The organism is Bradyrhizobium sp. BRP22, assembly GCF_020194175.1.
Classification (GTDB): domain Bacteria; phylum Pseudomonadota; class Alphaproteobacteria; order Rhizobiales; family Xanthobacteraceae; genus Bradyrhizobium.
This window is the reverse complement of record NZ_JADYVX010000010.1, coordinates 16,564-33,377: the sequence shown is the minus strand read 5'-3', so window position 1 is coordinate 33,377 and position 16,814 is coordinate 16,564. Positions and strand designations below refer to the sequence as shown.

General features: G+C 64.5%; 16 protein-coding genes. 13 read left to right on the top strand and 3 right to left on the bottom strand.

What is annotated here, in order from left to right; genetic code table 11:
- Positions 1–52: 52 nt before the first annotated feature.
- The 13 genes from I6F35_RS15330 (at position 53) to I6F35_RS15270 (ending at position 12,206) form a co-directional block, all read left to right on the top strand.
- Positions 53–1,309, top strand: coding sequence for an ABC transporter substrate-binding protein (locus I6F35_RS15330; RefSeq protein WP_225118519.1), 1,257 nt, complete (start codon positions 53–55; stop codon positions 1,307–1,309).
- A gap of 58 nt (positions 1,310–1,367) precedes the next feature.
- Entirely contained in the window at positions 1,368–2,261 is an 894-nt protein-coding gene (gene urtB, locus I6F35_RS15325; protein WP_225118518.1) for an urea ABC transporter permease subunit UrtB, read from the top strand.
- Between the two features lie 2 nt (positions 2,262–2,263).
- Complete coding sequence (gene urtC, locus I6F35_RS15320; RefSeq protein WP_225118517.1) at positions 2,264–3,412, top strand: urea ABC transporter permease subunit UrtC; 1,149 nt, start codon at positions 2,264–2,266, stop codon at positions 3,410–3,412.
- A 3-nt stretch (positions 3,413–3,415) separates the two neighbouring features.
- Positions 3,416–4,165, top strand: a complete 750-nt coding sequence (gene urtD, locus I6F35_RS15315; protein WP_225118516.1) for an urea ABC transporter ATP-binding protein UrtD — start codon at positions 3,416–3,418, stop codon at positions 4,163–4,165.
- Entirely contained in the window at positions 4,165–4,860 is a 696-nt protein-coding gene (urtE, locus tag I6F35_RS15310) for an urea ABC transporter ATP-binding subunit UrtE (RefSeq protein ID WP_225118515.1), read from the top strand. The genes urtD and urtE overlap by 1 nt, the downstream gene beginning before the upstream one ends.
- 75 nt (positions 4,861–4,935) lie before the next feature.
- Entirely contained in the window at positions 4,936–5,973 is a 1,038-nt protein-coding gene (locus I6F35_RS15305) for an aliphatic amidase (protein ID WP_225118514.1), read from the top strand.
- A gap of 77 nt (positions 5,974–6,050) precedes the next feature.
- On the top strand, positions 6,051–7,070 hold the full coding sequence (locus I6F35_RS15300; protein WP_225118513.1) for an alpha/beta fold hydrolase: 1,020 nt from the start codon (positions 6,051–6,053) through the stop codon (positions 7,068–7,070).
- A 33-nt stretch (positions 7,071–7,103) separates the two neighbouring features.
- Positions 7,104–7,634, top strand: coding sequence for an urease accessory protein UreE (gene ureE / locus I6F35_RS15295; RefSeq protein ID WP_225118512.1), 531 nt, complete (start codon positions 7,104–7,106; stop codon positions 7,632–7,634).
- A gap of 3 nt (positions 7,635–7,637) precedes the next feature.
- A complete protein-coding gene (locus I6F35_RS15290) occupies positions 7,638–8,309 on the top strand; it encodes an urease accessory UreF family protein (RefSeq protein WP_225118511.1) in 672 nt (223 codons plus the stop codon).
- 12 nt (positions 8,310–8,321) lie between these two features.
- A complete protein-coding gene (locus I6F35_RS15285) occupies positions 8,322–9,017 on the top strand; it encodes an urease subunit gamma (protein ID WP_225118510.1) in 696 nt (231 codons plus the stop codon).
- 4 nt (positions 9,018–9,021) lie between these two features.
- A complete protein-coding gene (gene ureC, locus I6F35_RS15280) occupies positions 9,022–10,731 on the top strand; it encodes an urease subunit alpha (protein ID WP_225118509.1) in 1,710 nt (569 codons plus the stop codon).
- Between the two features lie 4 nt (positions 10,732–10,735).
- Positions 10,736–11,392 carry an urease accessory protein UreG gene (gene ureG / locus I6F35_RS15275; RefSeq protein WP_225118508.1) on the top strand — a complete coding sequence of 219 codons (657 nt, stop codon included), beginning with the start codon at positions 10,736–10,738 and terminating at the stop codon, positions 11,390–11,392.
- Positions 11,358–12,206 carry an urease accessory protein UreD gene (locus I6F35_RS15270; protein ID WP_225118507.1) on the top strand — a complete coding sequence of 283 codons (849 nt, stop codon included), beginning with the start codon at positions 11,358–11,360 and terminating at the stop codon, positions 12,204–12,206. The genes ureG and I6F35_RS15270 overlap by 35 nt, the downstream gene beginning before the upstream one ends.
- 162 nt (positions 12,207–12,368) lie before the next feature.
- Here the strand turns inward: I6F35_RS15270 and I6F35_RS15265 are convergent, their stop codons facing one another.
- The 3 genes from I6F35_RS15265 to I6F35_RS15255 all read right to left on the bottom strand — a co-directional run bounded on the left by I6F35_RS15265 (position 12,369) and on the right by I6F35_RS15255 (position 16,765).
- Entirely contained in the window at positions 12,369–14,690 is a 2,322-nt protein-coding gene (locus I6F35_RS15265; RefSeq protein ID WP_225118506.1) for a VWA domain-containing protein, read from the bottom strand.
- Complete coding sequence (locus I6F35_RS15260) at positions 14,687–15,487, bottom strand: CbbQ/NirQ/NorQ/GpvN family protein (RefSeq protein WP_225118505.1); 801 nt, start codon at positions 15,485–15,487, stop codon at positions 14,687–14,689. The genes I6F35_RS15265 and I6F35_RS15260 overlap by 4 nt, the downstream gene beginning before the upstream one ends.
- Positions 15,488–15,901: 414 nt before the next feature.
- The gene (locus tag I6F35_RS15255) at positions 15,902–16,765 is read right to left on the bottom strand and encodes an alpha/beta hydrolase (protein ID WP_225118504.1); all 864 of its coding nucleotides are present in this window, start codon (positions 16,763–16,765) and stop codon (positions 15,902–15,904) included.
- Positions 16,766–16,814 lie beyond the last annotated feature (49 nt).

Genomic DNA, 16,814 nt, shown 5'->3' with positions numbered 1-16,814 from the left:
CGCGCTTCGGCGCGAACGGCTTGGTGCGCCTGGACACATGGGGAGCGTAAGTATGGCGATCGACAGACGCAGGTTTTTGAGGAATGGTTTGCTTGCAACGGGCACCGTGATCACGTCGCCCTGGGTCTTCCAGACCGGCGCGCGCGCGGCGGGCGAGGTCAAGGTCGGCGTGTTGTTCTCTCTGACCGGCGGTCTTTCGATCATCGAGAAGTCGCTGCATGACGCCACGCTGATGGCGATCAGCGAGATTAACGCCGCCGGCGGCGTCAAAGGGATGAAGATCACGGCGATCGCCGAGGACGGCGCGTCCGATCCGAAGACCTACAACGAAAAGGCGTCGAAGCTTGTCATCCAGGACAAGGTGCCGACCGTGTTCGGCTCCTACACCTCGGCAAGCCGCAAGGCGGTGCTGCCGGTGTTCGAAAAGCGCAACAATCTCTATTTCTATCCGACCTATTACGAAGGCTTCGAATGCTCCAAGAACGTCGTCTACACCGGCGCCGTTCCGAACCAGCAGCTTTCGAACTTCATCCCATGGATCATCAAGACGCTCGGCAAGAAGAAGTTCTTCATCGTCGGATCGAACTACATCTATCCGCGCGAGATGGCCAAGGTCTCCAAGATCTTGATCGAGAAGAATGGCGGCGAATGGATCGCCGACGAATATCTCGAGCTCGGCCATTCCGAATGGGGCTCGATGGTCAACAAGATCAAGAGCTCGGGCTGCGACGTCGTGCTGTCCAACGTGGTCGGTGATTCCGTCGTCGCCTTCTATCGCGAATACAAGAACCAGGGTCTCACCCACGACAAGCTGCCGATCTGCGCCACGGTGACGTCCGAGATCGAGATCGCGGCGATGGGCGCGGAATATGCCGTCGGCAGCTATACCTCGTTCCCTTACTTCCAGGCGATCGACACCGACCGCAACAAGGCCTTTGTCGAGCGTTACCGCGCCTTCGTGAAAGATCCAAAGGCGGTGACGCATCATGCGCTGGAATCCTCCTACTTCCAGGTCTTCCTGTGGAAGCAGGCCGCGGAGAAGGCCGCCGAGATCACGCCGGTCGGGATCCGCGAGGCGGTGAAGGGCCAGGAGTTCGATGCGCCGAACGGCCATGTGAAGATCGATCCCGACAATCTGCATACCTATCTGACGCCGCGCATCGCGCAGTGGCTTCCGGACGGGCAGGGCAAGATCATCGACGCCTACAAGGAGCCGGTCGTCCCGCTGCCCTATGTCGCCTATGGCGAGACCCCGACCAACCTGTTCTGCACGGGCAAGGGGCTCGAAACGGCCAAGCTCAAAACCTGATCGAGGCACACAGCCTCCGCCGCGCGTGCTCGCGCGCGGTGGAGGATGGGGCGGTGGCATGCTCGAAGTTCTTTTTATCGGACTCAGTCTCGGGTCGATCCTGCTTCTGGTCGCCCTTGGCCTTGCGATCACTTATGGCGCGATGGGCGTGATCAACATGGCCCATGGCGAGATGGTGATGGTCGGCGCCTATGTCACGGTGCTCTCGGGCATCTGGCTTGGCACCAATATTTTCGTGGCGATCCCGCTCGCCTTCATCGTCACCGCGCTGCTCGGGCTGCTGATCGAGCGCGTCGTGGTGCGCAGGCTCTACGGTCGCCTGCTCGACACGCTGCTTGCGACCTGGGGCATCGCGATCCTGATCCAGCAGGCAGTGCGGCTGGAATTCGGTCTCACTTTTCTCGGCATCCACATCCAGGGCCTCGGACCAGGCCTGCAGAACGTCGCGGTGCCGCCGTTCCTGCAGGGCACGTTCTCGATCCTCGGTGCCGATATCAATCGCTATCGCACCTTCATCATCCTGGTGACCGCGTTCCTCGCGCTCATGACCTGGTTCATCATCTATCGCACCGCTATTGGCACGCAGGTGCGCGCCATCATCCGCAATCCGAAGATGGCGGCGGCCTGCGGCATCGACGTGACCCGCGTCAACGCGCTGACCTTTGCGTTCGGTTCCGGGCTTGCGGGTGTCGCGGGCGTGATGATGTCCGGCTTCAAGACGGTGTTTCCCGACATGGGCACGTCGATGGTGGTCGACGGCTTTCTCGTCGTGGTCATGGGCGGCGTCGGCAGCCTGCTCGGCTCGGTGTTGTCAGCCGGCATTCTCGGCGAGATCAACGGGCTCGTTGCGGCCGCGACCAACGACATCCTGGCGCGCGCCGTCGTGTTCGGCGTCGTCATCGCCATCATCGTGCTCAAGCCGAAGGGTCTGTTCGCCCTGAAGGGGCGCTAGCGATGCCGATGAAACGCAGGATCGACTGGGCGATCTATGCCGCGTTCGTGGTGCTGGTGATGTTCCTGCCGCTGGTGATGGATGCGTTCTGGCTCAACCGTGTCGCAAAATATCTGGTGTTCGGCATGCTCGGTACGGCGGTCGCGCTGTCCTGGGGCTATGCCGGCATCCTCAATCTTGGCCAGGGCCTGTTCTTCGGCGCTGGCGCCTATATGCTGGCGATGTCGCTGAAGCTCGCGAGCACGACCAGCCTGCAGCAGGGCTCCGACAAACCGGTGCCGGATTTCATGCTGTGGAACGCCGAGCCGGGCGCACCGACCGAACTCTGCTGCATCAACAAGGCCTCCTTCCTGTGGCTGCCGTTCCAGAGCCAGTGGTTCGGCGTCGCGATGGGGCTGATCCTGCCGGTGGTGCTCGCCACCATCCTCGGCACCATCGTGTTCCGCAAGCGCATCTCGGGCGTGTTCGTCTCCATCATCACGCTCGCATTGGTGCTGCTGGTCCGGCTGGTGGTGATCGACTCGCAGCCGGTCACCAACGGTTTCAACGGCCTCACCGATCTCGGCTGGTTCAATATCGCGGGCCTCGAATTCGATCCGTACATCGTGCCGACCTACTATCTCGTCGCGGTCTCGCTCAGCCTCGTCCTGGTCGGCGCGCGGCTCCTGATCGACACGCGCGCCGGCCTGATCCTGCAGGCCGTACGCGATGACCAGAACCGGGCGCGCTATCTCGGCTTCGACGTGCCGGCCTACCAGACCTTCTTCTTCGCGGTTTCGGCGGCGATCGCGGGCTTTGCCGGCATGCTCTATGTGATCGTGTCGGAGTTCGCATCTCCGACCTTCATGGACCTGACCTTCTCCATCACCATGGTGGTGTGGGCCGCGGTCGGCGGGCGCTCCTCGATCCTTGGGGCCTGCATCGGCGCGATCCTGATCAATACGATCTCGGCGACCGTCAGCGAGACCGAAGGCTTTGCCGAAGCCTGGAAGGCGATCATCGGCCTGATCTTCGTGCTGGTGGTGCTTTATCTGCCGCGCGGCCTTGCCGGGCTCGCGCATGATTTCATCGACCGCTTGCTGGCGCGGAAGCCTGCGGCCTCGCCGCAACCGCTGCGGGTCAGCGACGCCTCGTCGCAACTGGCGGAGTAGGCGATGGCGCAGGCGGCACTCACGATCGACGGCTTGAGCGTGGATTTCGCGGGCTTCAAGGCCGTCAACGGCGTGACCATGACGGTCGATGACGGCGAGCTGCGCGTGCTGCTGGGAGCCAACGGCGCCGGCAAGACCACGTTGATGGACTTGATCTCCGGCAAGACCAAGTCCACGGACGGGCGCGTCTATCTGCACGACACCGACATCACCAATTGGGAAGAGCACAAGATCGCGCGCGCCGGCATCGGCCGCAAATTCCAGATCCCGAGCGTGTTCAAGGAGCTCACGGTGCGCCGCAATCTCGAAGTGGCGAGCTGCAGGAAGCCCGGCGTGTTCGCCAACCTGCGCTTCGGCTTCGGCGCCGAGGCGGAGCGCAACGTCGACGAGGTGCTGGAGCTGATCGGCCTCACCGAGGAGCAGGACCGTATCGCCGCCTATCTCAGCCACGGCCAGACCCAGTGGCTCGAGCTCGGCCTTCTGATTACGCAGAATCCGAAGATTATCCTCCTGGACGAGCCGACGGCGGGCATGACCCAGGCAGAGACGCACAAGACCTCGGAGATCGTCAACAACCTCAAGGGCCGCCACACCATCATCGTGGTCGAGCACGACATGGCCTTCGTCCGCGAGATCGCCGAGCGCATTACCGTGCTGCATCTCGGCCAGGTGCTGGCCGAGGGCAATGTCGAGCAGATCGAGAACAATCCGAAGGTGCGCGAAGCCTATCTGGGATCGAAGGGGATTTCGTGATGCTCGCCTTTGCCCATGTCGACAGCTTCTATGACCGCAGCCACATCCTGCACGATGTCTGCCTCGACGTGCTGAGTGGCGAGGTGACCGCGGTCATGGGCCGTAACGGCACCGGCAAGACCACGCTCTTGAAGACGCTGATGGGCCTTACCGATCGGATGGATGGCGAGATCAGGCTCGACGGCGACGATCTCGGCACCAAGCCCACCTTCCAGCGCGCGCGGGCGGGCATCGCCTATGTCCCCCAGGGCCGCGAGATCATTCCGGACTTCTCGATCCGCGAGAACATCCTGATGGGCTCGTTCGCGCGCAACGACGGCAGGCGGGAAATTCCGGCGCTGGTGGCGGAGCTGTTCCCGTATCTCATGAACAATCTCGAGCGCAATGGCGGCGTGCTGTCCGGGGGTCAGCAGCAGCAGCTCGCGATCGCGCGCGCGCTCGCCGCCGATCCGAAGATCATCCTGCTGGATGAGCCCAACGAAGGCATCCAGCCCTCGATCGTCGAGGAGATCGAGAACGTCATCATCCGCCTCAACCGGGACGTCGGGCTCACCGTCATCCTGGTCGAGCAGAACGTATCGTTCGTCCGCCGCGCCGCGCATCGCTTCGCCATGATGGAGAAGGGGCGCGTGGTGGCGTCGGGCGAGATCGGTGAGCTCAGCGACACGCTGGTTCACCGCCACATGGCGGTGTGAGCCGGATGTCGTGGAGGGAGGCAACGGTGCGTGAGGACCAGGAAGCAGTGACCAGAAAACCGCAAGGAGAGCGATATGCTGCACGGTGATATTACTTCCAGCAACGACACGGTGGGCGTCGCCGTCGTGAACTACAAGATGCCGCGCCTTCACACCAAGGCGGAGGTGCTGGCCAACGCCCGCAAGATCGCCGACATGATCGTCGGCATGAAGACCGGCCTGCCCGGCATGGATCTGGTGATCTTCCCGGAATATTCCACCCACGGCATCATGTACGACTCCAAGGAGATGTATGAGACCGCGTCCGTCGTGCCGGGCGACGAGACCGAGATCTTCGCGGAAGCCTGCCGCAAGGCGAAGGTGTGGGGCGTGTTCTCGCTCACCGGCGAGCGGCACGAGGAGCACCCGAAGAAAGCGCCTTACAACACGCTGATCCTGATGAACGACAAGGGCGAGATCGTGCAGAAATATCGCAAGATCATGCCCTGGGTGCCAATCGAAGGCTGGTATCCCGGCAACTGCACCTATGTCTCGGACGGGCCGAAGGGCCTGAAGGTTTCGCTGATCATCTGCGACGACGGCAACTATCCCGAGATCTGGCGCGACTGCGCGATGAAGGGCGCCGAGCTGATCGTGCGCTGCCAGGGCTACATGTATCCGGCCAAGGACCAGCAGGTCATCATGGCCAAGGCGATGGCCTGGGCGAACAACGTCTATGTCGCGGTCGCGAACGCCGCCGGCTTCGATGGTGTCTATTCCTATTTCGGCCATTCGGCGATCATCGGCTTCGACGGCCGTACGCTCGGCGAATGCGGCGAGGAGGATTACGGCGTGCAATATGCCCAGCTCTCGAAGTCGCTGATCCGCGACGCCCGCAAGAACGGGCAGTCGCAGAACCATCTCTTCAAGCTGGTGCACCGTGGCTACACCGGCATGATCAATTCCGGCGACGGCGATCGCGGCGTTGCGACCTGCCCCTACGAATTCTATTCGAAGTGGATCGCTGATCCGGAAGGCACGCGCGAGATGGTCGAATCCTTCACGCGCTCGACCGTCGGCACCGAGGAATGTCCGATTGAGGGCATTCCGGCCAAGAAGGTCGCGCATCGCTGAACCAGAACATGCTGCGGCGCCGGCCGAACAGCCGGCCGGCGCACGCCAAACCATGAAGCAGGAGAGGATGCGCCGTCATGACTCTCGACTACGACATCTACGACCTCGGCGACGTCAGGCTGCAGCGTGGCGCCACCCTGCGCGGCTGCAAGCTGGCGTACAAGACGTTCGGCAGGCTCAACGCCGCAAAGGACAACGTCATCGTCTATCCGACCTGGTATTCGGGCCAGCACTACGACAATGAATGGCTGGTCGGGGCGGGCCGTGCGCTCGACCCGAACAGGTATTTCATCATCATCCCGAACATGCTGGGCAATGGGCTGTCGTCGTCGCCGAGCAACACGCCCGAGCCGTACAACGGTCCGCGCTTTCCCCATGTAACGGCCTACGACAATGTGCGCGTCCAGCACCGGCTGGTGACCGAGAAATTCGGCATCGAGCATATTCGCCTTGTGACCGGCTGGTCGATGGGCGCGCTGCAGACCTTCCACTGGGGCGCGCTCTATCCTGATATGATGGACCTGATCGCGCCGTTCTGCGGCTCGGCCAAGTGCTCGCGGCATAATTTCGTCTTCCTCGAAGGCGTGAAGGCGGCGCTGACCGCCGACGCAGTCTGGAAGGAAGGCTGGTACACCGAGAAGCCGGCCCGCGGCTTGCGCGCCGCCGCCCGCGTCTATGCCGGCTGGGGATTCTCGCAGGCGTTCTATCGCGAGAAGCTCGACCTCGAGGCGCTGGGCTATTCCTCGCTGGAGGACTTCCTGGTCGCGTTCTGGGAAGGTTTCTTTCTTCCTAAAGATCCCAACAATCTCCTGACCATGCTGTGGACCTGGCAGAACGGCGATATCAGCGACAACGAAATCTACGACGGCGACTTCAAGGCGGCGCTGGGCGCGATCAAGGCCAAGGCCTACGTCATGCCCGGACAGACCGACCTCTATTTTCCGCCGGAGGACAGCAGGTTCGAAGTCGAGCACATGCCGAATGCCGAGTTCGTTCCGGTGCCCTCGATCTGGGGCCACTTCGCGGGCGGTCCCGGCACCAATCCGGTGGATGTCGACTTCATCGACGTCAAATTGAAGGATCTGCTCGCCAAGTGACGGCGAGCGGCAGGATGTGGGAAGGAGACTGCGATGCTGCGCATCGATCGCGTGCTCGGTAGCCGGCTGGAGCCGGAGTTGTCCGAGGAGCTGCATCGGCTCGAGCACCGCGGCGCGGTCGATGTCGTCAACGTGCCCGTCGCCGATCTGGCGCGACGGCGGCTGCTCATCACCACCCGTGGTGGCGTCGAGCTCGCGATCGCATTGCCGCGTCACCAGAAGCTGTTCGATGGCGCAGTACTGATGCTGGAGAATGACAGCGCGATCGTCGTGCGGGCGGCGACTGAACGCTGGCTGAAGCTCGAGCCGCGTTCGATCGCCGATGCAATCGAGCTCGGCTATCACGTCGGAAACCTGCACTGGCGCGTCCGCTTCGGCGGCGAGGTGCTGTTCGTGGCGCTGGAGGGGCGGCCCGAGGATTACATCGCGCGGCTGGAGGACATGGTCGCCTCGCGCCGTGTCGGCATCAGCGTGCTCGACGAGGAAGAGGACCTGCCGGATCACGCGGCATCCGAGGACGGCCACGACGGGCATCACGTCCACCATCACGATCGAAGCCATTGAGCGATGTTGCCAACCCTGCGAGCGCTATGGCAGGCGGACGGAGCGTTTCCCAGCGGCTCCTTCGCCTTCTCCTATGGGATCGAGGGCATCATCGCCCTGCGCCACGGCCTCGACGCGCGCGAATTGAAGCGGCTGGTGTCGGCGGCGCTGCAGCACCGATGGGCCAGTTACGACCGGGTCGCGCTGCTTCGCGCTTTCCGCTGCAACGGCGATCTCGCCGTCATCGCCGCAGTCGATCGCGAGGTGGAGGCCTCGACGCTGGTCGAGAGTCTGCGCGCAGGCTCGCGCCGCAATGGCGCGTCGTTTCTCGCCTCCCACGCGCGGATCGGCAATGATCTCGCGGCCATCCTGCGTGATGCGGTGCGGTCGGGTGAATGTCTCGGCCATATCGCGGTCATGCAGGGCGCGGTGTGGTCCTCCGTCGGGCTCGATGAGAACCTGGCGCAGTTGACCTCGGGCTACACCGTCGCCTCGGGCCTGATCACCGCCGCCATCCGGCTCGGGGCGGTCGGCGCGCTGCAGGGGCAGGAGGTGCTCGCCGACTGCCTGCCGCTGATCGAGCAGCTCACGATGAACGAGACGCCGCCCGATGCCGAGCTTGAAAGCTTTGCGCCCTTCCTCGATGTCGCCGCGGCGCGCCACGCACAGGCCGATCTGCGGCTGTTCGCCAATTGAGAGTATGAAGGCATGCTGCTGACGCCAACGGAACTGGAGCGGTTGACCATCTTCAACGCCGCGGAACTGGCGCGACGTCGGCGCGCGAGGGGATTGAAGCTGAACTATCCCGAAGCGGTCGCCATCATCACCGATGAGATCCTCGAAGGTGCACGTGACGGCCGGTCGGTCGCCGATCTCATCGGCCATGGCTCTACCATCCTGTCCACCGAAGACGTGCTGCCCGGCATCGCCGCGATGATGCATATCATCCAGGTCGAATGCGTTTTCCCCGATGGCACCAAGCTGGTGACGGTGCATGAACCGATCCGCCCCTCCCCGGGCGCTGCCGCCGACACCGAGCATCCCGGCGCGATCACGGCGCGCGATGGTCAGCTCGAGCTCAATGCCGGCCGGCGCAAGGTGAAGCTGACCGCGGTCAACACCGGCGATCGCCCCATCCAGATCGGCTCGCATTTCCATTTCTTCGAGGTCAACAAGGCGCTCGAATTCGACCGCGCGAGCGCCTTCAACATGCGGCTCGATATTCCCGCCGGCACGGCTGTACGTTTCGAGCCCGGCGCGTCCAAGGAAGTGTCGCTGGTCGAGTTCGGCGGGAGGCGCGAACTGAGCGGGCTCAACAATCTCACCGACGGCGTCGGCGTCGATCCTGACGTGCGCGATGCTGCGTTGGCGCGGGCACGCGCGCGGGGATTCAGGGGAGCCTAAACCCATGGCAATGATCGAACGGCGAGATTACGCCGCACTTTATGGGCCGACCGCCGGCGATTCCGTTCGCCTCGCTGACACCTCGCTGGTCGCCGTAGTGGAGAAGGACTACGCGGTCTATGGCGACGAATGCCTGCATGGCGGCGGCAAGACCTTGCGCGACGGCATCGGCATGGCCGGCATCACGTCAGCCGAAGGCGCGCTCGATTTCCTGCTCTGCAACGTCGTGGTGATCGATCCCGTCATCGGCATCGTGAAGGGCGATCTCGGAATCAAAAATGGCCGCATCGTCGGCATCGGCAAGGCCGGTAACCCCGCGATCATGGACGGGGTCGATTCGCGGCTGATCGTCTCGACCGGCACCACCGTGCGCGATTGCGAAGGCCTGATCGCAACACCCGGCGCGATCGACGTCCACGTTCATTTCGACAGCGCCGGCCTTGTCGAGCATGCGCTTGCCAGCGGCATCACCACCATGATCGGCGGTTCGCTCGGGCCGATCACGGTCGGCATCGATTCCGGCGGCCCCTTCAACACCGGCAAGATGCTGCAGGCTGCCGAGGCCTGGCCGATGAATTTCGGCTTCCTTGGGCGCGGCAACTCCCATCGTGCGCCGCCGATGGTCGAGCAGCTCGAGACCGGCGTGATGGGACTGAAGCTGCACGAGGACTGGGGTTCGATGCCGGCCGCAATCGACACCTGCCTTCGCGTCGCCGACGAATACGATTTCCAGGTTCAGATCCACACCGACACGCTGAACGAATCCGGCTTCGTCGAGAACACGCTGGAAGCGATCGGCGACCGTACCATTCACATGTATCACACCGAAGGCGCCGGCGGCGGCCACGCGCCTGATATCATCCGCGTCGCCGGCGAGATGCACTGCCTCCCGTCATCGACCAATCCGACCAATCCGTTCACGGTCAACACCTTCGACGAACATCTCGATATGACCATGGTCTGCCACCATCTCAATCCGGCGATCCCGGAGGATGTGGCGTTCGCGGAAAGCCGGATCCGCGCCCAGACCATCGCCGCCGAGGATGTGCTGCACGACATCGGTGCGATCTCGATGCTCGGCTCCGACAGCCAGGGCATGGGCCGCATCCACGAGGTGATCTGCCGCACCTGGCAATTGGCGTCGAAGATGAAGGATCAGCGCGGCGCGCTGCCGGAGGATCGCGCGGGCCTTGGCGACAATGCGCGCATCCGCCGCTATGTGGCGAAGTACACCATCAATGCCGCGAGGACCTTTGGCATCGCCGACGATGTCGGCTCGCTGGAAGACGGCAAGCTTGCGGACATCGTGGTCTGGCGCCCGGCCTTCTTCGGCATCAAGCCGGAGCTCGTCATCAAGGGCGGCTTCATCGCCTGGGGCGCGATGGGCGACAGCGCGGCCTCCCTGATGACCTGCGAGCCGATGCTGATGCGCCCGCAATGGGGCGCGTTCGGCCGCGCGCCGGCGGCGCTTTCGGCCTGCTTCGTGCATCCGCTCGCGCTCGAGCGCGACCTCGCCGGTGCTCTCGGCCTTTCGAAGACATTGCTGCCGGTCAAGGGAACGCGAAAGCTCTCCAAACGCGACATGCTCTGGAACGATTTTTGCCCGAAGATCACCGTCGACCCGGAGACGTTCGACGTCTTCGTCGATGGCGCGCTCGCGACCTGCGAGCCGGCCCGCGAATTGCCGCTGGCGCGGCGCTACATGCTGAGGTGATGCGATGCTCGACAAGCTACGCCCTGCAGAGCGCACTGCAGCCCACACCGGTCCCGCCGCGGCACGTGTCGGCATCGGCGGTCCCGTCGGCTGTGGCAAGACGGCGCTGATCGAGGCGCTGATCCCGGTGTTGCAGCGCCGCGGCATCGATTTTGCCGTGGTAACCAATGATCTCGTGACCAAGGAGGATGCCGAGCGGTTGCGACGCTCCGGCCTGATCGATCCGGCGCGCGTCTCGGCGGTGGAGGCGGGCGCCTGTCCGCACACGGTGATCCGCGAGGACCCAACGCTCAACATCGCCGCCGGCGACGATCTCGAAGCACGGTTTCCCGGGCTCGAACTGATCCTGTTCGAATCCGGCGGCGACAATCTCGCCTCGACCTTCTCGCTCGATCTCGTCGACTGGTGGATGTTCGTGATCGACGTTGCCGGCGGCGATGATATTCCGCGAAAGAGAGGTCCGGGCCTGCTCCGCTGCGATCTCCTCGTCGTCAACAAGGTCGACCTCGCACCGCACGTCGGCGTCGCGCTTGAACCGATGCTGGCCGAGGCTGTCAAGGTGAGGGGCGGGCGTCCGGTGCTTGCGACCAACGCGCGCTCCGGTGCTGGCATCGAGGCGGTTGCCGATGCGATCTCTGCCGCTGTCCTCTTCCGCGTTTGACGCCGGCCGCCACGCCGAAGCGCATCTCGCCGCGGACTTTGCCGGCGGCTGCACCATGCTGCGGCGCCAGCATGTCGGCTACCCCTTTCACGTCACCCGCGGCTTTTATCTCGATGTAGCGCGGCCTGAACTGCTCACGCTTTATCTGCAGTCGGCCTCCGGCGGCCTCTATGCCGGCGACCGTCTCAAGCTCGATGTGGCCGTTGCCGCCAATGCCGCCTTTCACCTGACCACGCAGGCGTCGACCGTCGTGCATCACGGGCGCGAGTCCGGCGCGCTGCAGCAGCAAGCGATCACGGTCGGTCCGGGCGCGTTCTGCGCGATTGCGAGCGATCCCTATGTGCTGTTTCCCGGCGCCGATCTGTGCCTCGACACGATCGCGACCGTCGCTGACGACGCGGTGCTGTTCCTGGCCGACGGATTTGCGGTGCACGACCCGAAGCAGGCGGGACGGCCATTTGCTTCATTCTCCAGCCGGCAGCGCATCCTGCGTCCCGATGGCCGCATCCTGTTGCTCGATCGTGGATCGATCCGCGGTGACGAGATGCGCAACGGCGCGCTCGGCGACATGGCCGCGGTAGCGAGTATCGTGCTGATCGCTCCGCCGGACAGGTTGCCCGATGTCGGAACGTTCAGCCGGATCGTCGATACCTGCGGCTGTCTGTCCGGCGCTTCACCCGCGCCGAACGGGGCCGGCCTCGTGATGCGCATATTGGCGCCGGACGGCGGCACGCTCGCGCGGGGCCTCGAAGCGGCCTTCCATGTCGCCGGACGCGCGGCGCTCGGCGCCGATCTCGCGCGCCGCCGCAAGTAGGCTCAGCGCAGGATGAATTGCAGCCGCGATCGACACCGCGCTCCCTCTCGCGCTTGCGGGAGAGGGCTGGGGTGAGGGTGTCTCCACGATGGGACTTCCGTGGGGAGAGAGCCCTCACCCGGCGCGTACGGGCCGACCTTCCCCGCAAGCGGGAAGTGAAGTCTAGCGTCGCGCCAGGCGGAAATAGAGTTCGGACAGTCGCCCGGGCAGATCCTCGATCCTGTGAACCATCATCGTGTTGCCGCGCCCGAAGATCCGCCACGCTGCCTCGCCGCCGGCCTGGCCGAGCACGACGCCATAGGCATCGACGCCGGTATTCTTGAGGCCGAGCGCAGCGCGTCGTGCATCTTCGACGAGGTCAAGCGGATCGGACACGTCGATGTCGGACGGCTCGCCATCGGTCAGCACGATCACGAGCTTGCGGCCGGAAGTGGTGTTGCCGATCACCTTCCCCGCATGGCGCAGCGCGGTGCCGAGCCGCGTCGACAATCCCGATCGCAGGCCGGCGAGTCGTGCCACGCAGCGCCGGTCATACGGCTCCTCGAAGGATTTCATCGTGGTCATCCTGACGTCCTCGCGTCCGTCCGACGCAAACGCCAGCAGGCCGAAGGGATCGCCGAGCCGTCCCATCGCCTCTGCCAGCACCGCGACCGCCAGCCGCTCGACATCCAGAATGGTCGCGCCCGAGGCGAGCCGGTCGCGCGTCGACTCAGAGACGTCGATCAGCAGCAATGCCGCGAGATCGCGATGAACTGATGTCGACGAGCGGAACACGCGCGGATCCGGCTCCTGCCCGATGCGCAGCGCGATGCCGGCATCGAGCGCGGCGTCGATATCGATGTCATGTCCTTCATGCTGCCGGTTGAGACGAATGGTGCGGCCGATCCGCACCCCGCGTACCAATCGTCCGATCCGGCTGCGCAATGCGTCGGCGTGGTCGAGTGCCGCTTCGATCAGGCGCGGATCGCCGGCGTGCGCGGCGACCTCGCGCACGGTGGTCCATTCGGGACGTTCGATGCCGTGAGCGCGGTCCCATTCCGGATATTTCGCGATGATGATGCCGCGTTCGTCCGGCGCCACCGGCCGGCCGCGTCCGAGCGCTTCACCCTTTCCGTCCGGCTCATTGCTGTCGCCATCAGGCGCTTCCTGCCGCTCCATCCGCACCGCATCCACCGGCAGCTCGATCACCTCGCCCGAGGGCGGCGCGTTCTCGCCGAAGTCCCACAGTCCCAATCCATCATCGCGATAGACGGGCTCGACGACGTAGGTCTTGACATTGAACTGCACCCGCATCTGACCGAGATCGTTGCCGAGGAGCATGCCGATCTCGCGGCTGATCGCGGGGTCATCGATGCGGGGGAGCGCTGCGGTGAACATTGCGCGGCCCTTGGCGACGAAGCTGTCGTCATCGACGTAAGCGGGATCGAACAGCGCGCGCGCCAGCCGCGCCATCAAGGTCGGCGCCGCGACGACACCCGACGGCGTCGCCACATGGTAGGGCGCCCACAGCCGCCGCAGGCCCGTCAGTTGCCGCATCGCCAGCGTCTCGATGCGGGCGTCCTCGATCAGGTTGACCAGCGCAATCTGCAGCGGCTTCAGTGTGCCGACAGGAAACAGGCCGTTGCCCAGCACCAGATGCGCCTGTGCATGCGCCGCCGCGGCCCGGAACAGCGCGCGCGCCGCGTCGCCCTGCACGCCGCGAAACGTTTCCGGCAATCGGATCAGGGGACCGGCAATCGAGGTGCGCCGCTGCGGCGTCTGGCTGTTGTCGGCCGCAAAACTGCGCAGCAAAGGCGGCTTGCCCCAGAGCGCAGTGACAAACGCCTTCAGTTCGATCTCGGTCTCGAGGAATGTTACGCTGCCGAGATCGCGGGCGATCATGTGGCGTGCGAACTCTTCCTCGAGGCGGAAGAATGCCTGCCGCCGCGCCTTGTTACCGGAAGCGAATTTCAGCCCGGCCGCGACGAAATCCTCGAAGGCGTCGATCGTGCCGGGCGCAAGGATTTGGGCGATATTGTCCGCGGCCGGCGCAACCGATTCCGGCGCCTGCCGCGCCAGCAGATCCACCACCCGCCACCATCGTGCCAGGGCCGGACCGCTGCCGAAAACGCGCGTGGCAACCGGCAGCGCCTGCAGCGCGGCGGTCGCAGCCTGCGCGCCGGCGTTGCGGCAGATATTGGCGGCCATCTGGCCTGCCACCAGGAGCGGCGCGATCTCCTGTCTGTCGGCGGCGTCATTCTTGCTCGCTTCCCAATAGGCGATCAAGCAGGCAGGTCCGGCGTTGACATGCGCGAGCGTCAGCACGGCGCCGGCCCAGGCCTCCAACTCGCTCTCGTCGAAATGATGCGAGAGATCATCCCAGGCGGCACGAAACAGCGGCCGCAGCGTTTCGCGCTGGAGCATCAAGCGATGAATCCGGTGCGTCGCGCTGTCCTCCTCGTCGGGAGGCACCAGATGCAGCGTCACCTGTTTGGCTGCGTTCACGGCAGGCAGGCCTGGATGGCGTCGCTGAGCGCCGCGCGGATATCGGGATTATCCGTGATCGGCAGCACGATGGAGGATTGCACGGCGACGTCGAGCGGCAGCCCAGCACGCACCATCCGCCCGGCATGAATCAGCATGCGCGTTGACGCGCCTTCGTCGAGGCCGTGGCCCTGCAGATTGCGCGAGCGCTGCGCGATCGCGACCAGGATGCCGGCAAGATCCTCGTCAGTGCCGCTCTCGCGCACGATGATGGCGGCCTCGGTGGTGGGCGGCGGATAGGAGAAATCGATCGCGACGAAGCGCTGCTTGGTCGATTCCTTCAGGTCCTTGACCGCGCTCTGGTAGCCCGGATTGTAGGAGATCGTGAGCTGGAAATCGCCATGTGCCGGCACGATCTCGTTGTGTTTCTCCAGCGGCAGGATACGCCTGGCATCCGTGAGCGGATGGATCACGACGGTGGTGTCCTGGCGCGCCTCGACGATCTCGTCGAGGTAGCAGATCGCGCCGTGGCGGACCGCAAGCGTCAGCGGCCCGTCGTGCCACACGGTCCCCTGCGGTTCGAGCAGGTAGCGTCCGGCGAGATCGGCGGCAGTCATGTCCTCATGCGCCGCCACCGTGATCAAGGGCTTGCCAAGTCGCCAGGCCATGTGTTCGACGAAGCGGGTCTTGCCGCAGCCCGTCGGTCCCTTCAGCATCACCGGCAGGCGCTCGGCATAGGCCGCCTGAAAGGTCTCGATCTCATGGCCGAGCGGCTGGTAGTAGGGCTCGTCGGCGATCCGGTAGGCGTCGAGATTCATGAAACATCCTCCGTGCATGACGAAGGATTGATGCCGCAAGGCCGAGCGCCACCGTCCCTTCGCAACTGGGATTGGCAGTCGTTGCCCAGAACACGCTGCAGCATCGAAGCGTGCGAACAGGCGATGAAAACGCCTCAGTGCCGATTAGAACGCGAAAGGAGCGCCAAGACAAGCGGAATGCGGCGGGCGCCCGCTGCCAGACCCTCATCCTGAGGAGCGGCGCCTTCGCCGTGTCTCGAAGGATGAGGCCCGCCGGTGGCCTCGCCCTTCGGACGCTGCTTCGCGGCTCCTCAGGGCGAGGGGATGGAGTGGACTGCTCTCTCCTGGTGTCGTCCCCGCGAAAGCGGGGACCCATAACCACAGGTAGTTGTTGTGGCACAAGCAAGCGGTTGCAGCGGAAGGATGATGACCGACTCACCCTGACAACGTCGCCACGATTTCGCCGGCGACAATGTCCGGCAGCTCCTCGTGGACGGCGAGTTTGCCCTTTGGCAGCCGCTTGACCTTGACGTTCGGGAATCCAATGAGGGATTCGATCTCCGCGCGCGATTTCGGTGGCGTCTCGGCGCCGTAGATGACGAGGATCGGAATATCCGAGCGACGCACGAGATCGTGAAACGCCGAGCGATTGTCGACGCGGTCGAGCGCACCGGTCACGAAGCGCACCGAGCCATAGCGGGCGCCTTCGGCTTGCGTGACGGCGAGCTTTGCGGCGAGGCGCTCGCCGGTAAACCACTCAGGGTCGCTGTACACGTGGCCGCTCGCCATCTTCGAGATCACGAAGCGGCTGACGTTGAGCCGATAGAGCGGCGGGCCGATCAGAGGCTGATCGATCGCCGCTCGAATGCGGGCGAACCAGGGGCGCTCGCCACCCATCATGGTCGGCAATGGTCCGCGCCAGGTCGGCGCGATCAATACGAGACGTTCGATCGTGCCGCGATGGTTAGCCGCCTGGTGCAGCGCGTAGGTCGCCGCATGCCCGGCCGCAATGATCGTGTGAGGCGGCGAGACGATCTCGGTCAGGAGCCAATCGAGAAATGCCGAGAGCATATCCGGCGTCCAGTTCGCGGATGGACGTGCCAGGTCGCCAAAGCCGGGCCAGTCGACGGTTGTGACATGGAAATGAGAAGAGAGCCGATCAAGCAGAGGACGCATTTCCTGCCGCGTCGAGATCGAGCTCAAGGCTGGCAGAAGAACGACGGATGCACCCTGGCCAGCCTCATCGAGACCAAGCGTGACTTCACCGCTTCCGTACTGCCACTCGATCGTTCGCGTCATGTCACTTCCTTGCCGTCGACGCTGCCCGGCACGCATCGATCCGTTACCA

Bases quoted from the DNA above. Each gene is read 5' to 3' on its own strand.
- I6F35_RS15330 (WP_225118519.1), top strand. From the start codon at position 53: ATGGCGATCGACAGACGCAGGTTTTTGAGGAATGGTTTGCTTGCAACG.
- urtB (WP_225118518.1), top strand. From the start codon at position 1,368: ATGCTCGAAGTTCTTTTTATCGGACTCAGTCTCGGGTCGATCCTGCTT.
- urtC (WP_225118517.1), top strand. From the start codon at position 2,264: ATGCCGATGAAACGCAGGATCGACTGGGCGATCTATGCCGCGTTCGTG.
- urtD (WP_225118516.1), top strand. From the start codon at position 3,416: ATGGCGCAGGCGGCACTCACGATCGACGGCTTGAGCGTGGATTTCGCG.
- urtE (WP_225118515.1), top strand. From the start codon at position 4,165: ATGCTCGCCTTTGCCCATGTCGACAGCTTCTATGACCGCAGCCACATC.
- I6F35_RS15305 (WP_225118514.1), top strand. From the start codon at position 4,936: ATGCTGCACGGTGATATTACTTCCAGCAACGACACGGTGGGCGTCGCC.
- I6F35_RS15300 (WP_225118513.1), top strand. From the start codon at position 6,051: ATGACTCTCGACTACGACATCTACGACCTCGGCGACGTCAGGCTGCAG.
- ureE (WP_225118512.1), top strand. From the start codon at position 7,104: ATGCTGCGCATCGATCGCGTGCTCGGTAGCCGGCTGGAGCCGGAGTTG.
- I6F35_RS15290 (WP_225118511.1), top strand. From the start codon at position 7,638: ATGTTGCCAACCCTGCGAGCGCTATGGCAGGCGGACGGAGCGTTTCCC.
- I6F35_RS15285 (WP_225118510.1), top strand. From the start codon at position 8,322: ATGCTGCTGACGCCAACGGAACTGGAGCGGTTGACCATCTTCAACGCC.
- ureC (WP_225118509.1), top strand. From the start codon at position 9,022: ATGGCAATGATCGAACGGCGAGATTACGCCGCACTTTATGGGCCGACC.
- ureG (WP_225118508.1), top strand. From the start codon at position 10,736: ATGCTCGACAAGCTACGCCCTGCAGAGCGCACTGCAGCCCACACCGGT.
- I6F35_RS15270 (WP_225118507.1), top strand. From the start codon at position 11,358: ATGCGATCTCTGCCGCTGTCCTCTTCCGCGTTTGACGCCGGCCGCCAC.
- I6F35_RS15260 (WP_225118505.1), bottom strand. From the start codon at position 15,487: ATGAATCTCGACGCCTACCGGATCGCCGACGAGCCCTACTACCAGCCG.
- I6F35_RS15255 (WP_225118504.1), bottom strand. From the start codon at position 16,765: ATGACGCGAACGATCGAGTGGCAGTACGGAAGCGGTGAAGTCACGCTT.